The following is a 25,029-nucleotide window of genomic DNA, read 5'->3' as shown; positions in this document are numbered from 1 at the left end:
ATGCTTTGCTTATTTCTCTATATTATTAAAAGTATCCTTCTTCAACATACCTGTCATTTTAGTTGGAAAACGGGTTGATTCGTCCCCCAACCCCCTCGATTCAATACGTGAACCAATTTGTATAGCGCATAACACCCAATTAGGTAGTACTCGACATTATTACTAAATAAAAAAAGCTGCCTTTCATGGCAACCGTTTGTTCACCTAATTAACTTTTTAGTTAATATGAATCTGAAATTATTCTTGATACCATCTTTCATCAAATTCAAGGTTTAACGCTTTCCCTAAATAAATTCCAAATCTAATAAACCCTCTCCCTCTTGCTGCAATTATGTTTCCATCTTGCACTACCATTTCATCTGAATAGTTCTCTTTCTCAAAATACACCCACCTTCTCCTTATCCTCCTCAGTCATCCCGACAGTATATTTTTTCCATCTTAAAATACCTGCTTTTGCTAAAAGAAAAGGAGAACTAGATATACTTGCAATCACTTTTTCTTTTGTAGTCACTTTTTTAAGGAACTCAAAAAGTCTTTCTTCGTCCATTAGAGACATAACGTCCATACAGCCCGGTAATAATAGACTATCTATCTCTTCAAGGTTTATTTCATCAAAGCATGAGTCAGCTATACAAGATAATCCCGACTCACCTTTAATCAATTATTTGGTTAATCCAACAGTAACAATTGGTTTATTTCCTTGCATTAAAATGGATAATGCTACACTTAATTCATATTCTCTGAATTGAGGATATAATAAAACTGCTGTTTCTTTCACTAAGAAATTTTCCCTACCTTTATATTTCTTCTTAGCCATTAATTGTAATTATTCATAAACAGTTTTAAATTTTGTATTCATTTAGCTAGGTTGTATATACCCTTTGATTTTTAAACACTTTATAGATTGTAGTGGAAGGCGGCGACTCCTGCGGGCTCACCGCCCGCACCACGGAACGAATCCGCCTGTTTCTGCATCGCTAAGCTAGCTTCAAAACATGAAAGTACGTTGGAACGGAAAGCAGCATATTATTATAACTGGAAATATTAATATGAAGAGAGCTGCCCTAAAAGTCATTTTCTATGACTTTTGGGACAGCCCTTTTTTATTTTCTAGTGCGTAAACCTGCAATTTTCTTCTGTGTTTCTTCAAATAATTCATCTAGTTGACAAAAAGCAGCATAGTGATCTGGCTTTCTAATGATAAACAAATAGCGTTCCTCTCCATTCAACGGAAGAACTTCATAATCTTTTATCTTATGAACATCGAAAATTGATGTTTCTGAAGCTAGAATGATTAACTTCTCATACAGCTTAATTCCAATCATCATGTCGTTTTTGGACTCTTTTTTCCTTTGTTTATGAGAATCAAGAATACTTTGTCGTAATGGAATCCACGCACTTACTATGTCGTCTACTTGAGCTTTTAGTGCCCTTTTGGGATCAAATTGGATCAAACGGAACCCAACTTTTTGTTCATTCGTTTTTTGCCTTCTCGGCATAATGATAAAAGAGGACAAACTGGACATTGAGGATTCTGGGCCTTGCAATGATAACGACCGAAGAAAATGAGTTGATGATGTGTTTTTGACCACTTGTCCATTGGTGTTTTTTTCATGATGGTTTCTTCCACTTGAAGAACGGAATCTTTCCAACGACAAAGTCCTAAGCGTTTTGACACGCGTTCTACATGTGTGTCGACTGCTAGAGCAGGAATATCAAATGCAACAGACAACACAACATTTGCTGTCTTTCGACCAACTCCTGGTAATGTGGTTAACAAATCACGATTTGCGGGAATCTCTCCCGTGAATTGCTCAATCACTATTCGACATAGAGCTTGAATATTTTTGGCTTTATTACGAAATAATCCGATTGACCTGATGTCATTCTGAAGCTCTTCTAAAGAGACACTTAAATAATCTTCAGGCTTTTGATACTTAGCAAACAAACCAGGTGTAACTTTATTTACGAGCACATCAGTGCACTGTGCTGAAAGCAATGTTGCAATCGTCAATTCAAATGGGTTTGAGTGAACAAGTTCACAATGTGCATCGGGAAACATTTGATCCATTTCAGATAAGCAATACTCCCATTGTCCTTTTGTTAGCATACAAACACTTCCTTAATCTCGTTCTTCCAACCAGTTATAAAATGGAACTTTATTTGTTTTTTGTGCAGGTGCCGATGTTCGTTCGGGAACTGTTCGAAATTGATTCGCTTGTTTTTCAACATCAAGCAATGTTTTGACGTTTTTCTTTTTCCACTCAAATAAAATACGATCAATATAACGCAAACTCATTTTTTGTGCAAGAACAGCTTCTTTTAATGCTGCACGAATAAGCTCTGGTGACTGTTTATCTTGATCCATCCACATCGAAATCGTTTCACTTTCCATTGGAGACAAAAACCGGCCAAATTCTTGTTCAAATAATCGGAATATCTCGCCTTCATGGTCTTTTTGGGTCAATTCATGTTCTTCCTTTTTCTCTGTCAATAATAAATCTATTATGCGATTCCACAACGAATGAAATGAGAATGCTTCAAAAAGAACCCCTTTTTCATCATATCGTTGTTGAATGGTTAAATAGCCCTTTTGGAATAATCTTTGCATATGACGGCTCACCTGTTCATGGGAGAAATGAGACCGTTCTACTAAATCAACCGGGGTCGGAAAATGGTTTCCCTGATCAATAAACGCTAGCATATGAAGAATTAGTAATGCTTCATCATCTTGGATGTCACACTTCTTGTAATGTAGAAAAAAGAGCTGGGAAATGGTTACATTTCCCTGCTCTGTCCACATACGGAGCCGATCTGGTTGTTGCTGTTGCATACCTGAACTCTCCTTTGTTATTAGATATTGTTCTATTTATGGATATAAACGGTTTAATAAACGTGGGAATGGAATTGCTTCACGAACGTGTTCAGCACCACTGATCCATGCTACTGTTCGTTCAAGTCCCAGTCCAAAACCAGAATGTGGTACAGAACCTTGTTTACGAAGCTCTAAGTACCATGCATATGCTTTTTCATCTAAACCATGTTCTTCTATACGTTGCTTCATTAAATCATAGTCGTGAATGCGTTCTGAACCACCAATTATTTCACCGTAACCTTCAGGTGCGATTAAATCGGCACACAATACTACATCCTCACGGTCTGGGTGAGGTTGCATATAGAACGGTTTAATACCAACTGGATAATGAGTGATAAATACCGGTTTTTCAAAGTGTTCCGCTATCGCGGTTTCGTGAGGTGCACCGAAATCATCCCCCCATTGGATGTCATTGAAGTCTTTCTCATGTAATAACTTTATCGCATCATCATATGAAATACGTGGAAATGGCGCTTGAATATGTTCAAGTTTCGTCACATCACGGTCTAAACGCTCTAATTCTAATTGGCAATTTTTTAATACTGATTGAACAATGTAAGAAACATACTGTTCTTGCACTTCCAGGATTTCATCAAATTCTGTAAAGGCCATTTCAGGCTCAATCATCCAAAACTCAATTAAATGGCGGCGTGTTTTAGATTTTTCTGCACGGAAGGTTGGTCCGAATGAAAAGACTTTTCCAAGTGCCATCGCTGCAGCTTCCATATATAGTTGACCAGATTGAGATAGGTATGCATCTTCATCAAAATATTTAGTTTGAAATAGTTCAGATGTCCCTTCCGGTGCAGAACCAGTTAATATCGGAGGATCCACTTTTGAAAATCCATTGTCATTGAAGAATTCATAAGTGGCACGAATTACCTCGTTACGAATTTTCATAATGGCATGTTGTTTACGTGAACGCAACCATAAATGGCGGTTGTCCATTAGAAATTCTGTCCCATGCTCTTTTGGAGTAATGGGAAAATCCACAGCTTCATGAATAATTTCGATATCTTTCACTTGAATCTCAAAACCAAAAGATGAACGCTCATCTTTTGTCACTTCGCCAATTACATACATAGAAGTTTCTTGAGTTATTGTTTTTGCTTTTGCAAATAGCTCTTCTGAAACTTCTGCTTTCACAACGACTCCTTGTACAAACCCTGAGCCGTCACGCAGTTGTAAAAAAGCAATTTTTCCACTAGATCGTTTGTTAGCTAACCAAGCACCTAATTTTACTGTTTCACCTAGGTGTTTCGACATGTCTTGAATCATAATTTTTTTCATAAGTTCCTCCATAAATTACAGCAAGTCTTTTTGCCATTTTGATTGTACAAAAGAATGAATTCGTTCTACAGCTGCTTCAAGTAAATCTAAAGAAGTTGCATATGATAAGCGAATCGTTGAAGGTGCTCCAAAGCCTGAACCTGGAATAACAGCTACATTTGCTTCTGTTAATAAGGCTTCTGCAAATGCATCCACTGAATCGTACCCTGTCATGCGTGCAGCTTCTGAAACGTCTGGCAATAGATAAAATGCACCTTGAGGTTTGATTACTCTAAAACCAGGGATTGCCACAACTTTTGGATAAATAATTTCTAAGCGTGATTCAAATGCAACCCGCATCTCTTCTACAGTATCTTGACTTCCATTATAAGCTTCAATCGCCGCATATTGCGAGGTTGTCACTGGATTTGAAGTAGAATGACTTGCTAGGTCAGTCATGGCATTAATCAACTGCTTGTTCCCCGCTGCATATCCAATGCGCCAACCGGTCATGGAATGTGATTTAGACACGCCGTTAATGACGATTGTACGGTCTTTTGCATCGTCTGAAATTTGTGCAATCGAAACATGTTGTGCATCATGATAAATTAACTTTTCATAAATTTCATCCGAAATAATCAAAATGTCCGCTTCTTTGCACACATCAGCAATTTCTATTAATTCCTTTTCAGAATACAGCATACCTGTTGGGTTACTTGGAGAATTCAATATGATGGCACGTGTTCTATCAGTTATGGCCTGTTTTATTTGCTGTGCTGAAATTTTATATTGTTGTTCAGCTGTACCTTCAACATAAACTGGCACTCCACCGGCAAGCTTCACTTGTTCTGGATAACTTACCCAATATGGAATGGGAATGATTACTTCGTCTTTTTCATTCAATAATACTTGGAACAATGTGAATAGTACGTGTTTTGCACCAATTCCGACTAATATTTCAGATGGTTCATATGTTAAACCTTGATCTCGCTGCAACTTATCAATTATCGCCTTTTTCAGGGCTGGTAAACCGCCAGACGGCGTATATTTCGTTTGGCCATCATTCATTGATTTAAGAGCGGCATCTAAGATGTTTTGTGGCGTATTATAATCGGGTTCTCCCGCTCCAAGACCAATCACATCAATACCTTGTGCTTTTAATTCTTTTGCTTTTGCGGTAATTGCAAGTGTAGTCGATGGCGTTAGAGTATGAACTCGATTCGCTAATTGCAGTTTCATAATAAATAGTCCCCTTTACAAATTCAAAATACGTTTCCACCATTTTCCATTTTCAAATAATAAGTAAACGTAATTCAGTTTGTCATTTTCATTCAAAAAAGTGATTTCCCAAATGGCATTGTCTTGTTCCCATCCGAGTTTTGTATGTAGCACTTTTTTGACTTTGAATTCATCTTGTACGATTTTTATGGCTTGGTTCTTTGAAATGCCATCTTTCATCTGTACTTCTTCGATGATCAGTTCTTTGTTATTTGTTGTGGGTATGAATACGACTTTTTCGATCCCGTTTTCATCTTTCCCACTAACTGTAGTATAGGTGTGCTTACCATTGAAAACTTCTGAATCAGTTACTTGAACTAGCTTATTTTCACTGATTGCGATTTGTTCAGCTTTGTCTTTTACATCTTTAAATGGCTGTCCCGCAGTCCAAATGACAAATATACTGATAACCAGACTGAGAGATATAATAAATACACTAATAAAAATTACCCATTTTTTCATCATAGCACCCTACGTTTTGTAAATTGTAAAAACGGCTTTCTCATGATTGTCTTTATCGAGTGCAAGACCGAACATTAAATTTTTATCTTTTAACGTTCGATTTAAGGCGTCCACAACTTTATACAAGTCTGATTGATAGTCAACCGTTACTGTTGATAATACTTCAATTTTGCTTTCCATTTGAATACCCTACTTTCTACGCTCATACTTTCTTATTATACCAATGTTCGAGGTCTAAGACCATATCTTCTAAGGATACTTTCTTCACTGAAATATTCGGTAACGCACGAATAAATTCTTGGCCATATGACTTCGATTCAATTCGTCGATCCAGTACAATAAAAACGCCTCTATCTGTTGAAGAACGAATTAATCGACCAAATCCTTGACGGAATCGCAGAATTGCTTCTGGAAGTGCAAATGCAGAAAACGAATTGATCCCCTGTTTGGTTAACCGTTCAGCTTGAGTTTTGAATACGGGTTCTTCGGGTGAAGAAAAAGGTAAGCGAACCATGACTACTGCGGACAAGGCTTCCCCTGGAACATCTACGCCTTCCCAAAAACTATTTGTTCCAAATAAGACAGACTTATTAAAACGTTGGAATGACTTCAATAACTTCATTCTGCTCCCCGATGTCATTCCCTGTGCAAATAGCATATAGCCTTCTAGTAAGCCCGTATCCTGAATCAACTCAACTGTTTTCCTAAGCATATCTTGAGAGGTAAATAAGACAAAACATCGACCCTCTGTTATGAGTACAGTTTGAATTACCGCATCTGCAACAGCTTCAATAAAATCAGACTGCGATACATGTTGAATATCAGGCATATCATCGACGACAAACAAATTAGCTCCTTTATAAAAATCATTTGGGGCCGCATACGTTTTGATTGGTACCGTTTCAGGAAGTCCTAGTTGGTTCACGATAAAACGACTATTCCCAGGGACAGTAAGTGTACCTGATGTCCAAACAATCCCTGTTTGCCCTCTCCATTCTTCGAATATTTGATTCACTGCATTTGTACTATCAATCGGTTTCTTATAGACATGCAAACTTCCTGGAATACTTCGGCGATCAAGCTCAATCCAAACAGAATAGTTGCTACGCTCTGATAAGAAAATATCGATCCATTCACCGGTTTTGATTTTCATTTCATTGATCCAATATTGCCATTCAGCTGCTATTAACTTTTCTGTATGTGTTGAATCTGATAAACTTTTGGACAGTCTTTCATGCAAACTTTGTGCTAACTTACACCAGCGATGCAGATGTTGATACACTTCATTTAACAAATCATAATCAAGTTCTAAGTCATCGAGTAAAATCGTTTGTTTGGATTGCGATTTACTTTGGCCTTTTCGTTTTATACTTTGCACCAACAATTGGACTGCTTCATCAAATTTTTCGCTACAACGAATATAAGCACGATCAAGTTCTTCTAAAAGTGGAATTGCATCAACACCATGATTTTGCAGAACATTTGATAAAGAAGAAGTTAATTGTTCTTGGTCAGTCGTTCCAAGTTGACCGAATATATACTTCCATTGTGTATAGGAAAATATTCGTTCTTCACGTGAATTTGCTGCTTGGACGAATTGATGTGCCTCATCAATAATAAATCCTCCTATATCATTCGTTAAGAGTGACTCCAACCGATTTTGATCCGTAAACAGCATGGCGTGATTGGTAATAAGTAGGTCGGCATGACGACTGTGAGCCAATGCATATGAGTGGAAATCATGGTTTTTGACTTCTTTGTATTTCGCTGAAAATGCATTTTTTCTTATTTTATCTAAGAAAAATTGACCCCCACTTGAAACATTTAATTCCTCAACATCCCCTGTTTCTGTCCGAGTTAGCCAAACTAATAGTTGGCAAATAGCAAATGTGTCGTCATAGGATTCATCTTCAGCACGCAATAATTCCTCAAAACGGTGCAGGTCAATATAGTGCCTCGCTCCTTTTAATACAGCAACATTTACCTTGCCTTTGACGATTGATTCTAATTTTGGTACTTCCACATCAATCAGTTGCTCCATTAAATGTGTCGTATTTGTACTAATCAAGATTTTCTTGCCATGTTTCTTCACTTGAAAATAGGCTGGTACTAAATAACTTAAGGATTTACCAACACCAGTAGATGCTTCTATTGCTAGTTCATTATTGGTATTGAAAGTTTGCCAAATGGCATCCATCATTTGAAATTGTCCTTCGCGTTCACTGAAATCTTGTAACCCTTGTGAAAAGAACAATCTTTTTTGGTTTTTCGTTTCAGGATACGTATTTGACGTTTCCTCGCTGCTTGTCTGAACTATTTTTCTACGAAGGGCAATCCTTTTATAGACATCGATTTCTTCAGTTTTTGCCATTTTCCTCTTTTTCTGAAGAGCTTCAAAAAATAACGAAGATATATCATATTTCAAATGGAATGAGCGTTTATGAATATGTTCTAGTGTTAAAATGGGCAATTTTTCTATTTCTTTCTTACATTCAATAAGTAGTTCTGCTGTGGCATATGCATCATCATCTGCACGGTGTGCGTTTGCAAGTTGGATCCCACGTTCTAATGTAATGTCTTGTAGTTTATAACTAAAGGAAGTCGGAAAAAGTAAACGCGACAATTCCACGGTATCTATTTTCTTGCATTTCCATGTTGGATACCCTATACGTTTAAATTCCGCTTGAATAAAAGAAAAGTCAAAATTAATATTATGTGCAACGAATATGCAATTTTCAAGCATGTTAAAAATTTCATCTGCAACATCTTCGAATATCGGTGCATCACGTACATCTTCATCCGCGATATTCGTTAAATCTTGAATGAAAAACGGAATTTTTTTACCAGGTTGTATAAAGGTTGTATATGTAGATTGAACTTCCCAGTCTCTAACAAAAACAACAGCAAATTGAATCATCCGATCCCCTTTTGCAGGTGAATGACCCGTTGTTTCTATATCGACGACTGCATAAGTAGGACTTACCATATAGGATCAACTCACAATTTAGACTTCTATCAGAAAAATTGTATCACAAATTCCAAGTACACGTGTAATTCACACCATTAAAAAAGAGGTGCCGAATGTGGCACCTCTTTCATTCATTACATTACTGTCGCTTCTGGTTCGTAACTAATAATTTCACGAATAGAATTATTTTCATTCATAATCGCAACAGTTGGTTTATGACTAATCGCTTCGTCATTCATCATATATACATACGATAAAATAATAACGACGTCCCCTCTTTGAACAAGACGAGCTGCAGCACCGTTTACACAAATCACGCCACTGCCTCTTTCACCTGCAATAATATATGTTTCAAAACGAGCACCATTATTGTTGTTAACAATATGCACTTTTTCATTCGGCAACATACCGACTGCATCCAACAAGTTTTGATCAATCGTAATACTTCCTACATAATTCAAATCCGCTTCTGTAACTACAGCACGGTGAATTTTTGAATTTAACATCATACGTAACATAGGTTACACCTCATTAATATTAATGATTATATTATCAATTAAACGTGCTTTTTCGAAAAATACAGCTACGGCTAATATAATCGTAGATGCATCGGCTAATTCTATCGACAAGTCTGGATAACTTAACAATTCAACGTAATCAATTTTACCTGATGTGAATTGTTCAATATGTTGAATTGTTAATTGCTTCGCTTTCTCCGCTTCAAAAGTCTTCATAAAATAATCGACCCCTAGATGGAGTCCTCGATTAATAGCAGGTGCTTGCTTACGCTCTGCCTCACTTAGGAATACATTGCGAGAGCTTTTTGCTAAGCCATCCACTTCACGGACAGTTTCAACTCTTCGAATTTCAAGTGGGAAATTGTAATCTCGAACAAGTGTCTCAATAATGGCAAGTTGTTGTGCATCTTTTTGACCAAAATACACACGTGTCGGATTAATTAAATGAAAGAGTTTTGTCACCACTTTTAGGACACCATCGAAATGACCCGGTCTTGAAGCCCCACATAAGACATTTGCAAGCTGTCCCGCTTGAATTGAAATCCCGCCGTCTTTTGGATACATTTCATGTGCTTGCGGGTAAAACAACAGGTCTACCCCTGCTTCTATTGCCATTTTTGTGTCTCGTTCCAAATCGCGTGGATAACGATCTAAGTCTTCATTTGGTCCGAACTGTGCAGGATTGACAAAAATGCTCATTACAACGAAATCATTTTCAATTCTAGCCTGATTCACTAGTGCCATATGTCCTTCATGCAAGTATCCCATTGTTGGCACAAATCCAATACTCTTGTTGGATGATTTCGCAATTTTAATGTTTTCTTTTAAATCCTTTATTAATTCAACCTGGATCATTCAGTGCCTCCGTATAACTGTTTCAATTCATTGTCCTTCATGGTGAATCTGTGCTCTGGTGCCGGAAACTCGCCTGATTTCACTTCATCAACATATTGCTGAATACCAGAAGAGATTTCTTTTCCTGCTTGTGCAAAGGCTTTTACAAATTTCGGCATATGATGACTTCCGTAAGTAACTGTGTCATGGAAAACAAGAACTTGCCCATCAGTTTCAGCACCTGCTCCTATTCCAATAACCGGAATGGTCAGTGTTTCTGAGATGGTCTTGGCTAATTGATATGGAATACATTCAAGTACCAACATTATTGCTCCTGCCATTTCACATGCTTTTGCATCTTCAATTAATTTTTGGGCTGCTAGGGCTGTTCTGCCCTGGACTTTATAACCACCTGAGACGCTTGCACTTTGAGGAAGAAGTCCAAGATGGGCAACTACCGGAATCCCAGTTCGTGACAGTAATCGAATCACATCAATTACTTGCTCTGAACCTTCAACTTTTAATGCCTGAGCGTTCGTTTCTTGGAACAAGCGAACCGCATTCGCTAAGGTCACATCAAGTGATCCATGGTACGAACCAAATGGCATATCAACGACAATAAATGTATCTGGTGCCCCACGTCTCGTTGCTTTTCCATGATGAATCATATCTTCCATAGTAACGAGTACAGTTGAATCATATCCCAGTACAACCATCCCAAGTGAATCACCTACAAGAATGACCTCTACACCTGCTTTCGCAGCAAGTTCTGCAGACGGAAAATCATATGCAGTTAACATAATAATTTTATTGTTTTCTTTTTTCATGTTGATAAAATCAGTCGACGTTTTCATTTCCTAGCTCCTCTCTTTTTCGGAGAGAAAACCAAAATAAAAACCCTTCAGGCCAAAATGGACAGAAGGGTGTTGTAAGTAAATGAATTGGTTTCCTCCGTCCCTGTCGATTAAGATCAAGGCAGAATACTATTAATTTTTAGGTTTAGATGTTTGTTGCTTCAGGTGCAGTTCTACTCAGATACTGCCCTTCTCGTACACTATAACAGAAACAAATTTCACATTCCACAATATTTTTCATGAATACCTATTTTTGAATTTCAATATCGGCAGAATAAACTCCGTGAATTTCCCCGTCATCTGTTTTTATCTGTAATACGCCTTCATCAGTAATCCCAAGTGCAGTCCCTACAATTTGTTGATGAATCATAATCGCTTTTATTCGTTTTCCAAGCGTACAAGAGTAGCTTTCCCACAAAATTTTTAGTGGTGCAAAACCATGCTTTACATACATATCCGAATAAACTTCTAAGTGATTCAGGATATGTGCTACGAGTTTCGCTCGATCAACAGGCTGTCCTGTAATCATTTGTATAGAGGTAGCGATTGATTGGATTTCTTCAGGGAAATCTGATTGTTGTTGATTCACATTTACACCAATGCCTAAAATAATCGCATGAACACGGTCAACATCTGCTTGCAGTTCAGTTAAGATACCTGTACACTTTTTACCATTTATCAACAAATCATTTGGCCATTTTATTTCAGCTCGAACATCTGCAACCTCTTCAATTGCTCTAGCGACAGCAACCGCTGCTAACAGTGTGAATTGAGGTGCTTTTGTTGGTGGGATTTCCGGACGAATCACAACACTCATCCAAATGCCTTTGCCTTGGGTCGAGGTCCAGGCACGTGCTAAACGACCTTTCCCTGCTGTTTGTTCTTCACATAAAACAACCGTACCGTCGGGTGCCTCTCCCTGCGCAAGCTGGTGTGCGATTGGCTGAGTTGATGCACACACTACATGATAATGAATGTTATGACCAAAACGTTCCGTCTTTAAATGTTGTTCGATTTTTGCAGGCTGCAATGAATCGGGTGATGAAGTAAGAACATATCCTTTTTTCTTGATCGTCTCAATTCCATATCCCTCATCTTCCAGTTCCTTTATATGTTTCCAGATTGCTGTTCGCGATATGCTGAAATCGTCGGCCAGTTGTTGACCCGAAATGGGTTGACCATTTGCAAATAAAAGTCGTTTTGTAATCTCATTCTTTATGATTGGATTCATTTAATAGCCATTCCTTTATATAGGTAGCATCATTTGTTACCTTTTGGTGTAGCACAGCACGTTCAATTTGAGTGAGTGTTTCTTTTAACCATGGACCTCCAGGTTTATCGAACCATTCCATTATATCTTGACCGGTAACCGCAAGTTCACGAATTGATTGAATTGGCAACGATTTTTTAAGGTGTACCAATTTGTCAATTTGAAGAGGTTCATTATCATCCTTTAATTTGGATGCGAGTATCTCTGCTTGTACAAGTACGTCTTCACTAAACTGGTATAAATCCTCGATTGTGAAAAAACCATTACAGCGAATTTGGGTTGCTTTTACAAGTTGAGTAATTTGGTTTTTCAAGTCGTTGGATAATTTATATTGTTTAGCAAGTTGAGCTACCACGGGTTGTTTATTTAATAAACATAAATATGCCCAGCAAACAGAGCTATTTTGTGGATTACCTAAAGTTTTCCATTTATCATTTGCAAATGCGTGATCTCCCGGTAGATGACTTGCCAAATTGCTCTTAACCAAACTTTTAATCCCTTGAAATAAATTAGCACTCATCCATATTTTTTCAAGCTCTGCAGATATTCGTTCAACTGATACAAAAGAAATCTCATGTGCGCGGGATTTGATTGCTTCAAAGGAAGTGGATTCGATTGAAAAGCCAAGTTGGGCAGTAAATCGAATCGCTCGAAGCATTCTCAAGGCGTCTTCGTTAAAGCGATTTAAAGGGTTTCCTACTGTTCGAATACATCCATTTTCCAGATCACGTTGTCCGTCGAACAAATCGATAATATGAAAATCCTCTGTCATAGCAAGTGCATTTATAGTGAAATCCCTACGTTTTAAATCTTCTTCTAGTGAGCGAACAAATTTCACATCAGTTGGCCTGCGATGGTCTTCGTATTCGCCATCTGTTCGAAAAGTCGTGACTTCTATTGGTACAAAATCTTCGATTACGAGTACAGTACCATGCGCGAGGCCCACATCAGCAGTACGCTTAAAAATCGCTTTTACCTCTTCGGGTAGAGCACTTGTGGCAATATCGATATCATTCGCTACCTTATTTCGAACGAAATCACGAACAGCTCCGCCTACAAATACTGCTTCATATCCTTTTTGCTTAAGAGTCTTAATGATTTCTTTTCCAACTTGCCATTGTTTGGTCTCAGTTGTGGACATGCAACTTAACTACCTTCTCGTATAGTTTTTCGTACTGAGAGACAATCATCGATGAATGAAATTTATTTTCGATAGTTTGAACCGCTGCGGTTTTCATTCGTTTGTGCAAGTCAGGATTTGTCAGGATTTGCAATGCAAAACCTGCAACCGCTTCAACATCATTCAGAGGAACAATAAAACCATTCAATCCATGGTCTATCACTTCAGGGATTCCTCCAACGTCTGTCCCAATGCAAGGAACACCGCATGCCATAGCTTCTAATAAAACTAGACCAAATGCTTCTTTTTCTGAAAGCAATAAATTCAAATCACTCATTGCATAAATCTCTGACACATTATCTTGCTTGCCCAAGAAAATCACATCTTTTTCCAAGCCTAAATAGGCAACAAGTTTTATGATATTGTTCATTTCTGGTCCATCTCCAACCAAAAGTAACTTTGCAGCCATTTCTTTTCGTATATAAGCAAAACTCGATACTACGTCATCAACATGTTTTACCTTGCGGAAGTTCGATACATGAACGATTACTTTTTCGTCTTCTTGAATATTAAAGTACGATTTTACATTTGATGTTACATGGGGCATGTACTCTCGTTCATCAACAAAATTATAAATAGTTTCAAGCTTTTGATTTGGTTGGATTAAATCCATGGTTTGTTTTTTCAAGGATTCTGAAACGGTCGTCACTGCATCTGACTTTTCAATTCCATAACGAATTGCACCAGTGAGCGATGAGTCATAACCCAGAACACTTATATCCGTACCATGTAGTGTGGTTACGATGCCCACGTTTTGTCCTGCCATATCACGGGCTAATATTGCACACACAGCATGTGGAATGGCATAGTGGACATGAAGGATATCAAGATTTTCCTTTTTGATCACTTCAGCCATTTTACTTGCTAGAGCTATATCGTACGGAGCATACTGAAATACCGAATAACTATTCACTTCCACTTGATGAAAGAAAATATTCGGCACCATACGGTTTAACCGGAATGGCATGCTCGATGTAATAAAATGAATTTCATGACCACGCAGAGCTAGTAATTTTCCTAACTCTGTTGCAATCACCCCAGAGCCGCCTACTGTTGGATAGCATGTGACGCCGATTTTTAATTTCTTCACGATGCCACTTCCTTTCTTATGATCGTCTACCTTCCAATAATCGCCAGTCGATAAATCCTTCTTGTAAACCTTTTAATAAAACTTCAGCTGTGCCCATATTGGTAGCTAACGGAATTTGGTAGACATCACATAACCGTATGAGTGCTGTCACATCAGGCTCATGAGGTTGTGCTGTTAAAGGATCACGGAAGAAAATAATCATGTCCATTGCATTTTGAGCTACCATTGCTCCTATTTGTTGGTCTCCACCTAGTGGACCAGATCGGTATCTCAATACAGACAATCCTGTTTCATCAATAATTCGTTGTCCAGTTGTCCCAGTTGCACATAGCTCATGTTCAGCTAATATATTTCGATAAGCAGTCACAAACTGAATCAAGTCATCTTTTTTACGGTCATGGGCAATTAAAGCAATTTTCATGAGGTCACCAACCTATCTCTTATAAAATATTTTCTAGTCCGTATATTAACTCTTTCAAGTCCATTACTTGATTTATTGAAAATGATATACCTGACATAAATGATTGCCGGTTAAATGAATCATGTCGTAGCGTAAAGAGTTGTCCATCTCCTCCAAACAACACTTGTTGGTGAGCAATTAAGCCAGGTAAACGAACACTATGTATTTGTATCCCATCATAGGATGCCCCTCTTGCACCAGGTAATGTCTCTTTTTCCTCTACGTGACCTTGTTTATGTGTCGGACGTACTTCAGCAATCATTTGAGCTGTTTTATAAGCGGTACCAGAAGGTGCATCCAGTTTTTGATCATGATGCATTTCGATTATTTCCACATCCGGAAAATAAGCTGCCGCCAACGATGCAAATTTCATCATTAACACAGCACCAATCGCAAAATTGGGGGCAATGATACAACCCAAATCTTTGTTTTTCGCTAATGTCGTACAATATTGTAATTGTTCATCAGTAAACCCAGTCGTTCCAATCACAGGCCGAACACCATGTTGTAAACACATCGTGGTATGTTCAAATACTTGGTGAGGTGTTGTCAAATCGACAAAGACATCTGGCTTAATTGTAAAGATCAAACTTTCTAAATCCAAAAATACGGGTACATCATAACTAGCAGGAAATTCTGGTGATTCACTTAATGATTCCCCAATTTCTTTGTGATCAAGAACTGCTACTAGCTCCATATTCTCATTTTTCATTACAGTATGTACAGCTTCTTGTCCCATCTTGCCTCGGGGGCCACCTATTGCGACTCGTATCATATCTATTCCTCCTTCAATGTCCAGCGGTGCTGATCTCTAACTTTAAATTTTTCCATTACTCGGTCATGAGCTTGTTGCATATTAATCTTTTCAGCATTAGCAAAACATATAAGAACAAACAATAAATCCCCTAGTTCTTCCTCCATGCTCTTTTGTGCTTCGGTCGATTTTTTCTTTTTCATTCCATGTACATGTTGTACTTCTCTCGCTAGTTCACCAAGCTCTTCCGTCATCCTTGCTAGCATTTCAAATGGAGGAAAATACCCTTCTTTGAACTGACCAATGTAATCGTCGACCTCTTTTTGTAATGTATTCATTGTTTTTTGAGTATTCATTCGTTTCACGCTCCTCATACTATCCTAATAATAAGGAATGCAGTTGTCAAAAGACTGAAAATGATTGATAATTACCAGAGGATAGTTATTAGAAAATGGGGTGGTTCGATGCTTAAAGGCATTAAACTAAAAAATGTATTATTCATTATGCTTGGTTCTGCAATTTTCAGCTTTGGTTTCCTACACTTTAATATACAAAACCATTTAGGTGAAGGTGGTTTTAGCGGAATAACATTAATTTTGTTTTTCGAATTCAATTTAGATCCAGCAATAATGAATTTGGTATTAAATATACCAATGTTTTTCCTTGGATGGCGTCTTCTTGGGCAGAAAGTTTTTGTTTATACAATAATTGGAACAGTTTCTGTCTCTGTATTTTTGAAAATTTTCCAAATATACGAATTCGATATTCATATCCAGGATGATTTGTTTTTGGCCGCGCTATTTGCCGGAGTATTTATCGGTATAGGACTAGGGATTATATTCAGATATGGCGGTACGACTGGTGGGGTTGATATCATTGCCCGTCTTGCACATAAATATCTTGGTTGGAGCATGGGAAAAACAATGTTTATGTTTGACGCAGTCGTTATATTTGTGTCTTGGCTGACATTTTTGAATTCCCGCTCAATGATGTACACGCTTGTAGCTGTATTCATCGGGGCACGTGTCATTGATTTTGTTCAAGAAGGAGCTTATGCCGCTCGTGGCGCTTTCATCATCTCTGAGTTCCAGGGTGAAATTGCCGATCGGATTGCGGAAGAAATGGACCGCGGCGTCACGGTCCTTCGTGGGTATGGCCATTTCACGAAGGACAACCGTGAAGTCATATATTGTGTTGTCGGCAAAAATGAAATAGTGAGACTGAAAAATATTATTAATTCCATTGACCCACATGCATTTGTATCAGTAACTGAAGTACATGATGTTATGGGTGAAGGTTTTACACTTGACGAACAAAAACGCCCAATAGATTAAAAAACTCACGAAGCATGTTGTTCATGCTCGTGAGTTTTTTTCTATTCGTTTCGATTCATTCCCGTAAAGATGAGAATCAAACGCAATAATTCAAAAACAGCCACTGCTGTTGCAGCTACATAAGTCATTGCCGCAGCATTTAATACTTTACGAGCATAGCGTTCTTCTTCATTGCGAATAACCCCATGTGACACAATTTGAGTCATTGCACGATTTGAGGCATTGAATTCAACTGGTAACGTCACTATTTGGAAGACAACACCTACACCAAGTAAAACTATACCTAGAAGTAATAAACCGGACATTTGTGCAAATATCCCGATCATTACAAAAACCCACGATGCATTTGATGAAATATTGGCTACAGGCACTAACATATGTCGTATTTTCAGGAAGGAGTATGCCTCTTTATGCTGGATAGCATGCCCAACCTCATGAGCTGCAATTGCAGTACCTGCAACACTTGCCTCATGAAAATTATGTGAAGATAAAGCTACAATTTTTGTCATTGGATTGTAGTGATCGCTAAGAAAACCTCGACTTTCAACTACTTGTACATCACGCAAACCATTTTGATCTAAAATTAAACGAGCTACTTGAGCACCGGTCATGCCCGAAGTTGATCGTACTTTCGAGTATTTTTTATACGTACGTTTAACTTTGAATTGCGCGTAAAGTGGGATTATCAGTATTACGGCAAAGTAGATCAGAATTTCCAAATGGACCATCCTCCTATATCTATCTACCGCTAATTTTATATGTCAGAAGGAATTTGGGCAACTATTTTGGTTTAGTAAAATATGAGAAAGAGACTTGAAACTACCACGAACCCAGTGTTCAAATCTTTTCCTATTCTAAATACGTTAAAGTCTATCGAATTACTAGCAGTAGATACCATATTACGTTAGATCTCTAATAGCTCTAGAAAGTTTCGTGCAATTTTTTAAAATTTGGGTACTAGATAATCGACACTTCCTGTAAAAAGATGAGCCGTGGGATATCGAAATTTCATCTTCGACCAATTGTTAGATAAAGGTATATAACAACTCTTTAGTTGCCACAATAAAACTTACTGTTCAAATTGGGGATACAAGCGAGAGACGGATGCCTACTGGCCCGCATCCATCTCTTTTTTGTTTAAATCAAGGGGCAATATTGACGCATCCATAGCGACCTGAGAACATTGATGTGACAATGACCCTTAGAAGTTTTCAATCGAAATAAAGTACCTGGCGACATTTTGTCAGGTTTTTTTAACGGGTGACGAATTAGCGACGTAGATCGCAAGTGCAATGGAAGCGATTGATAGCCAAAAAGTAAAATACCCAATAGCTTGAGTATGTTCACTTAGACTTCTGTAAATGGGCATTTGACCAAATACATAGTCGATGACGTCATTATGGATTGTCCATATTGAAGCAATTAGAATATGAATCCATGTGAATTTATATTTAGACATATACAATACGGCTTGAACGGCCATTGCAAAATGACTGACAACTAACATCCAGCCAACAAAACCAATTGGACCCGCTTCAAACTGAGTCCAAATATTCATAACGACTGCCCATAATCCATATTTGACTAAAGTGATTAATGCAAGTGCTTCGATTAATTTAAAATGTTTCCCTAATAACCATCCCAGTAATGCAATGGAAAAAAATAGACTTGCCGTGGGACTATCTGGAACAAAAATTAAAAATATTGGGTCAGTAATCTCAAGTTGCCATTTATACCAATAATATCCATATGCCGTACCGACGATATTAACAATTAGCAACAGCCACATAAATGTTCGATTAAATAATAAAAATTTAATTTGAGTGATTATGAGATTCACTAAAATACGACTCCTTATGTACAAAAAAAGAGCCAGTTTCCTGACTCTTTTCTAGCATTATTCTGGACTTAATTCGTCAATGAAGGTAGCTAATTTTTGTAAATCTTCATCGCTGCCTTTCCATTGATCTGGAGGCATTGTGCCGATACCGTGTACTGCTATGTCTGCAATTTCTTCAGCAGTGTAGGCTGTAGTAGCTAAACTTGGTCCAAGACCACCCTCGAACGCGTTACCATGACATTGGATACAAGATGAAGCTTCGTAAAGTGTATACCCTTCGGCTGTTGTATCGAATTGTGCTTCTTCACGAATTTCACCTTGAGCTTTCGCTGCTTCCCAGTCATGGTTAGCAACCGATTCCCAAGTTAAGAACATGATACCTGCAATTGCAAGCAACATAAATCCTGTTGGTAAAGGTCGTTTAAATGGACGGCGTTCAGGTCCTTTATCCATAAATGGTGCAAGCATTAATGCTCCAAATGCTAGTCCAGGAACAATAATTGCTCCAATCACGTTATATGGACCTGAAGCAAATTCATATTTAAGTAATTGATACAAGAATAAGAAATACCAGTCTGGTAATGGAATATACCCTGTGTCTGTTGGATCCGCTTGACGTTCAAGTGGTGATGGATGTGCAACAGTTAATATCAGATAACCGATTAAGAAAACAGCACCAACTAACCATTCTTTTAATAAAAAGTTAGGCCAGAAAGCTTCTGTTTTACCCGGATACTCGGAATAGTCACGTGGAATTCTAGACGTACGTGTAGCTGGTATACGAGAATCCCCGACAAATTTCATCCCTTTTCCGCGATGCATAGTGTCCCCTCCTTTTAGAAATTATCAAAGACGCTGTTACTTACAACGGTCCTGAAATACCTTGTTTACGAATCATAATGAAATGCGCTGCAAGCAACCCAAGCAAAGCAGCTGGTAAGAAGAATACATGAATCGCAAAGAATCGTGTTAACGTTTGTGCACCAAGAATAGTTGCATCTCCGGCTAACAAGGTTTTAATTGCACCACCGATAAATGGTACAGATGCTGCAATTTCAATACCTACTTTCGTTGCAAATAACGCTTTCATATCCCAAGGAAGTAGATAACCTGTGAAACCTAATCCTAACATAACGCCGAAGATTAATACGCCGACTACCCAGTTAAGTTCACGTGGTTTTTTATAAGAACCTGTAAAGAATACACGTAATGTATGTAGGAATATCATCACGATTACTAGAGAAGCTCCCCAGTGATGCATACCACGCACAATTTCACCGAATGCTACTTCATTTTGTAAGTAGTAAACTGATTTCCATGCATTTTCAATATCAGGTGTATAGTACATTGTTAAAAACATACCTGATAGAATTTGAATCACTGTGACGAAGAACGTTAACCCCCCGAAACAATAAACGAATGCAGAAAAATGGTGTGCAGGGTTTACGTGCTCTGGAACTTCATGATCTGCAATATCACGCCAAATAGGAGTAATATCCAGACGTTCATCGACCCAATCATAGATTTTATTTAGCACTGACGTCGTACCCCCTAACTTAAACTAATGTATTTGGTCGTGTTTTTCCGATATACAACAGACCGTCTTGCTCTTTCACTTCAAACTCATCCAATGGACCAAGAGGTGGTGTACCTTTTATGTTTTTACCGTTTTTCTCATAACGGCCAGCGTGACAAGGACAGAAGAATTGCTCTGGATGATCTGGACTACCAGCCCAGTTCACTGTACAGCCTAAATGTTTACATACTGGAGATAACGCAATAATAGAGTTGCCTTCTTTGTAAACCCAAGCCGTACTTGTTACTTCCGATGTATACCATGCATCAACTTGTTCAAAGGAAAAGTCTACGCGTTCTGGTACATTAGTGATATCTGCCACTTTTTTTGCTGTTGGTATAAAGTCACCGCCTCCAGCTTTTTGCAATACTGGATCGACAGCAAAACGCACCATCGGCATCATCATTCCCGCAGCCATGAATCCACCTACACCCATCAATGTATAGTTTAGGAATTGACGTCTAGATACACGATTGTTACTCATGTTTTTCCCCCCTCTAACTTAAAGGTCAGTCCAACCGGACATATTTGTACAAAATAGTAAAACTAGGACAGTTCTATGATAGCTCAATAAAAAAGGAAGGTCAATATTCCAATGCCATCAAACGATACTTTTTGAACATTTCTTGACGCTTATTAAGTCGTTTCGGACCATCGCTTAGCAAACACTGGTATTATTTGTCTTAATTGATCGTCTAATACGGTTTGACGCAATTTTTGATCCATATGTTCTAATGGAATAGATGGGGTAAAGATAACGTTTAAATCATTCGCTTCTGTCGCCCAATACATATCACATGATACAAAAAACAAGTGTTTAAAACCAGCTTCTTTCAACAAGTCTTTCCATTCATTTCCCAATAGTTGACGATTTGCCTGTTTTGTATACGAAACAGGTGGCATCAATACTATTCTACCCTTAAATTGCTTCTCAATAAACGCTGTTAGCGCCATTAAAAATTCAGCACTTGATGCACTTTGTTTAAGTTGGCTGGCTTGTCCATCAATTAGTAATAATGGAATGACCGCAGTATCAACAAATTCTTTTTGTTCTAAAAAAACACTAATATCTTTTGAATTCCAATACATTTCTTCATTTCCCCTCAACAAAAAACTTCATCGTATGTACGATGAAGTTAAGATTTAGATGGCTCTTTCATCACTTGTAACAGTTTAGATAGCTCAAAAAATCTTTCTTTATTATTAGCATCTAAAGCTGCATCTATTTGTTTTAATATATGTTCTTCTCTAAATGAATCCATGCTTATTTTCAGTACTTCTTCAGCTATCTGCCGATCTTTATCATTTATATGCAAAAATTTTGGCATAAATGGATTTTCTTCTAATACCGCTAAATATTCCGAACTTGGTGGGACATTTGGAAAGTTCAACTGAATAAACATATCTTCATTTGGATGTAAACGCAAATCGTGAAAAGACTTTTCAGCATCTGCAGTCATTAAGTTTCCTTTGTAAAAGCGAAACGGGACACCATTTGATTCAGTCACAGACATCACCATTGCTCTAGGGCAATAATGAGCTTCCTCAACAAAATGCACTTTTTGAAGCAAATCATCATGGCTTAATAAATAATTGAGGATCCAAACGCATTCCCGACGTTTCATTTGATATCGTTTCAAAAACCAACGAACAAATTCTTTCTTTTCCGTCACAGAAACAGATGCGGTCATACTCCTCCTCCTTTCAAGACAAAGATTCAATCACTTCTTGCCATCTTTCCTCATTTGGTTGCAAAACAGCTAGTTGCTTACTTATTTCTAGAGCTTCCTCACGTTTTCCTTCTTGTAATAGAAAATAAGCGTATTTTTCCATGAAAACTGGGTCTTCCTTATGGTCAGTATATGCCAAAGAATAAAATTCATATGCACATTGAAAATTTTCTTCTTTGGCATATGCATCGGCTGCGAAGGGATATAATGCTGACCAATCATCTTGATTATGTGAAATTAATTCCACTAATTCAATGACTTCTTCATCTTTTTCTGCGGCATGAAGATAAGCTACAAGTGTGATTGTCGCTTCCATATATTCGGGATCTAATGTAATTGCTTGTCGTAGATGTTGCTCAGCTTCCGTGGTTCTTCCTAATTTCAAAGCCAATTTACCAGCGAACAAATACAACTCTTTATCATACTCATCACGTCTTAAACCTTCTAATATTGCATCGTATGCTTGTTGATTGTCTTCTACCATGCTGTATGCTTGTGCCAACAATAAATAGGCTGAAAAATAGTCTGGGTCCAATGTTTTTACTTCATTCAACTTACGTACAGACATTTCATACCGGCCAGCTTGAAAAGCAGCATATGCGAGCCCAAACAACAAGTCTGGTGTCACGTGGTCAGATAAAGATTCTTCGTAATAGGGAATCGCATCCTCAAATGCCGCTCCAGCACTATACGCCTCAGCTAAGCGTTCAGATAAACGAATTCCGGCAATTTCATCCATTTGTCCTTTCAAATTTTCATATAAACGGACAGATTCTAAATATTTTCCCGTTTCAAGCAACAATTCAGCCTTTGCAAAAATCAATAATGGTTCCTCTGGCAATAAAGCGAGCGCTTGATTAATTTTTTGCTCAGCAACTTCGTAATATCCTTGCATTTGGTAATAATCAGCTAAACTTAAAAGAGCTTGAGGATATTCATCTGCATGTTCTTCAATGCTTGTCAACAACAAGAGAGCCTCATCTTCTTCATTAATCTCCATTAGCACTTGTGCTCGATCTATTTTTAATTGCGCTTCTTCCGGAAATAGGAATTGTAGGTGTTCAAGTACTTGCTGGCCTTCCTTCAAATAGCCAGCTTGCACGAGCATATTAGCAATTTCATATTGAAATTCTGGTTCGCTTGCAAGTTGTAATGGTTCAATTAGGGATTGGACCGTTTGTATATCGCCATTTTCGATTGCTTTAATAAATTGTTGACTAATTTCCATCATTATCACCCGATCTCTTTCTATTCTTACCATATGCTACATCACGACTATCCCATTCACAAGAAAAAACTCCCCGACTAGCGGAGAGTTCCAGAAGACGACATAATGTGCAAATGTTCAAAGAAGTTTGGATAGGATACCGAAATACACGAAGCCTGTTCGATTTCGATTGGTTGCGTCGCTATAACAGATGCGATCGCAGCCATCATCCCGATACGGTGGTCTCCATATGATTGCAATTGCCCCCCAGATAACGTTACTGGCCCTCGTATGATCATTCCATCATTTGTCCCCTCAATATCAGCACCTAATTTTTTCAGTTCATCTACAACTGCCGAGATGCGGTCTGTTTCTTTTACCTTTAACTCCTCTGCATCTTTAATCACGGTTGTTCCATGAGCTTGAGTAGCAAGCAATGCAATGATTGGAATCTCGTCAATTAATCTAGGAATTAAATCTCCGCCTATTTCAATTCCTTTTAATACGGAAGAATTAATCGTGACACTGCCAATTGGTTCATCATCTATCGAGTCATTCATTTCAACTTCCATTTTAGCACCCATCAGGTTTAGTACGTCAAGGATTCCAGTGCGCGTCGGATTTAACCCAACATGCTCTAAGCGGATTCTACTTTCTTTTGCAATGGCTCCCGCAACTAAAAAGAAAGCTGCGGAAGAAATGTCACCAGGCACTTCTACATGAGTCCCAGTCAATTGTTGCCCACCTTGCAATTTTATCACTCTGTTTTCTGATGAAATCACTGCTCCAAATTTACTCAGCATACGCTCGGTATGATCTCGAGTAACTTCCATTTCTCTCACTGTCGTTACACCCTGCGCACGTAGTCCCGCCAATAAAATGGCAGATTTAACTTGTGCACTTGCAACCGGCATGGTGTAGTCAATAGCAGTCAATGCAGTTCCTTGGATAGCGAGTGGGGTAAATTGCCCACCACTTCTCCCAGAAATTTGAGCTCCCATTTGTCTCAATGGTTCAATGACACGTTTCATCGGTCTTTTCGCAATTGATTCATCGCCAACTAGTACAGCATGAACGTCTGATCCGGCAAGAATCCCTAGCATCAGGCGTGTGGTTGTGCCCGAATTACCTGTATCTAGTATTTCAATCGGTTCTATCCACTTGTCCATTCCATCGCTATTGATAATGACATTGGTGTCATTTACTTGAATATCCACCCCGAGTTTTTGGAAACAAGAAATCGTGCTTAAACAATCATCACCGAGGAGAAAGCCACTGACTGTTGTTCGACCTTGCGCCATCGCACCAAACATAATCGAACGATGGGAAATTGATTTGTCTCCAGGTACTCGGAGTGTACCTTGTATTGGCAATTGGTTTGCACTTAGTTTAATGGAATCTTTCAATTCATAACCACCTCTCTTTCATATTACCTGCCTGGCTCCAAGCACCAGCCAGTGGGCACATCTATGGGGTCAGAAAGGCGATTTATTCACCTTTCATCCTTTCAGCACAGTGTCGGGCTAAGGT

30 protein-coding genes are annotated in these 25,029 nt (G+C 38.2%); 1 reads left to right on the top strand and 29 read right to left on the bottom strand.

Annotation, left to right across the window (positions count from 1 at the left end; all coding sequences use genetic code 11):
• Positions 1-237: 237 nt before the first annotated feature.
• The 20 genes from GY23_RS18650 to GY23_RS02840 form a co-directional block, all read right to left on the bottom strand.
• Positions 238-387, bottom strand: coding sequence for a type 1 glutamine amidotransferase family protein (locus tag GY23_RS18650; RefSeq protein ID WP_245827553.1), 150 nt, complete (start codon positions 385-387; stop codon positions 238-240).
• On the bottom strand, positions 377-661 hold the full coding sequence (locus GY23_RS18645) for a DJ-1/PfpI family protein (protein ID WP_245827551.1): 285 nt from the start codon (positions 659-661) through the stop codon (positions 377-379). The genes GY23_RS18650 and GY23_RS18645 overlap by 11 nt, the downstream gene beginning before the upstream one ends.
• Complete coding sequence (locus GY23_RS18640; protein ID WP_245827549.1) at positions 662-817, bottom strand: hypothetical protein; 156 nt, start codon at positions 815-817, stop codon at positions 662-664.
• Positions 818-1,103: 286 nt separating this feature from the next.
• Positions 1,104-1,454 (bottom strand): YpoC family protein, encoded by a 351-nt coding sequence (locus tag GY23_RS02920; RefSeq protein WP_075617706.1) that lies wholly within the window; start codon positions 1,452-1,454, stop codon positions 1,104-1,106.
• Entirely contained in the window at positions 1,451-2,110 is a 660-nt protein-coding gene (nth, locus tag GY23_RS02915; protein ID WP_075617705.1) for an endonuclease III, read from the bottom strand. The genes GY23_RS02920 and nth overlap by 4 nt, the downstream gene beginning before the upstream one ends.
• A 12-nt stretch (positions 2,111-2,122) precedes the next feature.
• The gene (locus GY23_RS02910; RefSeq protein WP_075617704.1) at positions 2,123-2,833 is read right to left on the bottom strand and encodes a DnaD domain-containing protein; all 711 of its coding nucleotides are present in this window, start codon (positions 2,831-2,833) and stop codon (positions 2,123-2,125) included.
• Positions 2,834-2,869: 36 nt separating this feature from the next.
• Complete coding sequence (gene asnS / locus GY23_RS02905) at positions 2,870-4,165, bottom strand: asparagine--tRNA ligase (protein ID WP_075617703.1); 1,296 nt, start codon at positions 4,163-4,165, stop codon at positions 2,870-2,872.
• 15 nt (positions 4,166-4,180) lie between these two features.
• Positions 4,181-5,383 (bottom strand): pyridoxal phosphate-dependent aminotransferase, encoded by a 1,203-nt coding sequence (locus GY23_RS02900; protein ID WP_075617702.1) that lies wholly within the window; start codon positions 5,381-5,383, stop codon positions 4,181-4,183.
• A 15-nt stretch (positions 5,384-5,398) separates the two neighbouring features.
• Complete coding sequence (locus tag GY23_RS02895) at positions 5,399-5,884, bottom strand: cell wall elongation regulator TseB-like domain-containing protein (protein ID WP_075617701.1); 486 nt, start codon at positions 5,882-5,884, stop codon at positions 5,399-5,401.
• Between the two features lie 9 nt (positions 5,885-5,893).
• On the bottom strand, positions 5,894-6,064 hold the full coding sequence (locus tag GY23_RS02890; protein ID WP_075617700.1) for a YpmA family protein: 171 nt from the start codon (positions 6,062-6,064) through the stop codon (positions 5,894-5,896).
• A 22-nt stretch (positions 6,065-6,086) separates the two neighbouring features.
• Entirely contained in the window at positions 6,087-8,870 is a 2,784-nt protein-coding gene (dinG, locus tag GY23_RS02885) for an ATP-dependent DNA helicase DinG (protein WP_075617699.1), read from the bottom strand.
• Positions 8,871-8,986: 116 nt separating this feature from the next.
• Positions 8,987-9,370 (bottom strand): aspartate 1-decarboxylase, encoded by a 384-nt coding sequence (gene panD / locus GY23_RS02880; protein ID WP_075617698.1) that lies wholly within the window; start codon positions 9,368-9,370, stop codon positions 8,987-8,989.
• 3 nt (positions 9,371-9,373) lie between these two features.
• Entirely contained in the window at positions 9,374-10,225 is an 852-nt protein-coding gene (panC, locus tag GY23_RS02875) for a pantoate--beta-alanine ligase (RefSeq protein WP_075617697.1), read from the bottom strand.
• A complete protein-coding gene (gene panB / locus GY23_RS02870; RefSeq protein ID WP_075617696.1) occupies positions 10,222-11,058 on the bottom strand; it encodes a 3-methyl-2-oxobutanoate hydroxymethyltransferase in 837 nt (278 codons plus the stop codon). Before panB ends, panC begins: the two co-directional genes overlap by 4 nt.
• A gap of 247 nt (positions 11,059-11,305) precedes the next feature.
• Positions 11,306-12,289, bottom strand: coding sequence for a biotin--[acetyl-CoA-carboxylase] ligase (locus tag GY23_RS02865; protein ID WP_075617695.1), 984 nt, complete (start codon positions 12,287-12,289; stop codon positions 11,306-11,308).
• Entirely contained in the window at positions 12,267-13,469 is a 1,203-nt protein-coding gene (locus GY23_RS02860; RefSeq protein ID WP_075617694.1) for a CCA tRNA nucleotidyltransferase, read from the bottom strand. The genes GY23_RS02865 and GY23_RS02860 overlap by 23 nt, the downstream gene beginning before the upstream one ends.
• On the bottom strand, positions 13,456-14,598 hold the full coding sequence (gene bshA, locus GY23_RS02855; RefSeq protein ID WP_075617693.1) for an N-acetyl-alpha-D-glucosaminyl L-malate synthase BshA: 1,143 nt from the start codon (positions 14,596-14,598) through the stop codon (positions 13,456-13,458). Before bshA ends, GY23_RS02860 begins: the two co-directional genes overlap by 14 nt.
• A gap of 16 nt (positions 14,599-14,614) precedes the next feature.
• Positions 14,615-15,019 carry a methylglyoxal synthase gene (gene mgsA, locus GY23_RS02850; protein WP_075617692.1) on the bottom strand — a complete coding sequence of 135 codons (405 nt, stop codon included), beginning with the start codon at positions 15,017-15,019 and terminating at the stop codon, positions 14,615-14,617.
• 19 nt (positions 15,020-15,038) lie between these two features.
• Positions 15,039-15,833: a 4-hydroxy-tetrahydrodipicolinate reductase gene (gene dapB / locus GY23_RS02845; RefSeq protein WP_075617691.1), complete on the bottom strand. Its 795-nt coding sequence runs from the start codon at positions 15,831-15,833 to the stop codon at positions 15,039-15,041.
• Positions 15,834-15,835: 2 nt separating this feature from the next.
• Positions 15,836-16,168, bottom strand: a complete 333-nt coding sequence (locus tag GY23_RS02840; RefSeq protein WP_075617690.1) for a nucleotide pyrophosphohydrolase — start codon at positions 16,166-16,168, stop codon at positions 15,836-15,838.
• A gap of 108 nt (positions 16,169-16,276) precedes the next feature.
• Here GY23_RS02840 and GY23_RS02835 point away from each other — a divergent pair, with 108 nt between their 5' ends.
• Complete coding sequence (locus tag GY23_RS02835; protein ID WP_075617689.1) at positions 16,277-17,146, top strand: YitT family protein; 870 nt, start codon at positions 16,277-16,279, stop codon at positions 17,144-17,146.
• Positions 17,147-17,187: 41 nt separating this feature from the next.
• Here GY23_RS02835 and GY23_RS02830 read toward each other — a convergent pair whose 3' ends face one another.
• The 9 genes from GY23_RS02830 to aroA form a co-directional block, all read right to left on the bottom strand.
• Entirely contained in the window at positions 17,188-17,874 is a 687-nt protein-coding gene (locus tag GY23_RS02830) for a zinc metallopeptidase (protein WP_075617688.1), read from the bottom strand.
• 515 nt (positions 17,875-18,389) lie between these two features.
• Positions 18,390-18,986 (bottom strand): lipoprotein heptaprenylglyceryl N-acetyltransferase LhaT, encoded by a 597-nt coding sequence (gene lhaT / locus GY23_RS02825; protein WP_245827548.1) that lies wholly within the window; start codon positions 18,984-18,986, stop codon positions 18,390-18,392.
• A gap of 57 nt (positions 18,987-19,043) precedes the next feature.
• The gene (locus tag GY23_RS02820) at positions 19,044-19,808 is read right to left on the bottom strand and encodes a menaquinol-cytochrome c reductase cytochrome b/c subunit (RefSeq protein WP_075617687.1); all 765 of its coding nucleotides are present in this window, start codon (positions 19,806-19,808) and stop codon (positions 19,044-19,046) included.
• A gap of 40 nt (positions 19,809-19,848) precedes the next feature.
• Entirely contained in the window at positions 19,849-20,523 is a 675-nt protein-coding gene (qcrB, locus tag GY23_RS02815) for a menaquinol-cytochrome c reductase cytochrome b subunit (protein ID WP_075617686.1), read from the bottom strand.
• A gap of 19 nt (positions 20,524-20,542) precedes the next feature.
• Positions 20,543-21,046 carry a QcrA and Rieske domain-containing protein gene (locus GY23_RS02810; RefSeq protein WP_075617685.1) on the bottom strand — a complete coding sequence of 168 codons (504 nt, stop codon included), beginning with the start codon at positions 21,044-21,046 and terminating at the stop codon, positions 20,543-20,545.
• A gap of 152 nt (positions 21,047-21,198) precedes the next feature.
• Positions 21,199-21,651, bottom strand: a complete 453-nt coding sequence (locus GY23_RS02805; protein WP_075617684.1) for a YpiF family protein — start codon at positions 21,649-21,651, stop codon at positions 21,199-21,201.
• 47 nt (positions 21,652-21,698) lie between these two features.
• On the bottom strand, positions 21,699-22,253 hold the full coding sequence (locus GY23_RS02800) for a ReoY family proteolytic degradation factor (protein ID WP_075617683.1): 555 nt from the start codon (positions 22,251-22,253) through the stop codon (positions 21,699-21,701).
• 13 nt (positions 22,254-22,266) lie between these two features.
• Positions 22,267-23,520 (bottom strand): tetratricopeptide repeat protein, encoded by a 1,254-nt coding sequence (locus GY23_RS02795; RefSeq protein WP_139311076.1) that lies wholly within the window; start codon positions 23,518-23,520, stop codon positions 22,267-22,269.
• Between the two features lie 77 nt (positions 23,521-23,597).
• On the bottom strand, positions 23,598-24,905 hold the full coding sequence (gene aroA / locus GY23_RS02790) for a 3-phosphoshikimate 1-carboxyvinyltransferase (protein WP_075617681.1): 1,308 nt from the start codon (positions 24,903-24,905) through the stop codon (positions 23,598-23,600).
• Between the last annotated feature and the right edge of the window lie 124 nt (positions 24,906-25,029).

Origin of the sequence: Paenisporosarcina indica (assembly GCF_001939075.1) — a bacterium.
Lineage (GTDB): Bacteria > Bacillota > Bacilli > Bacillales_A > Planococcaceae > Paenisporosarcina > Paenisporosarcina indica.
The sequence above is the reverse complement of the archived record's forward strand: the minus strand, read 5'-3'. Positions and strand labels throughout refer to the sequence as shown.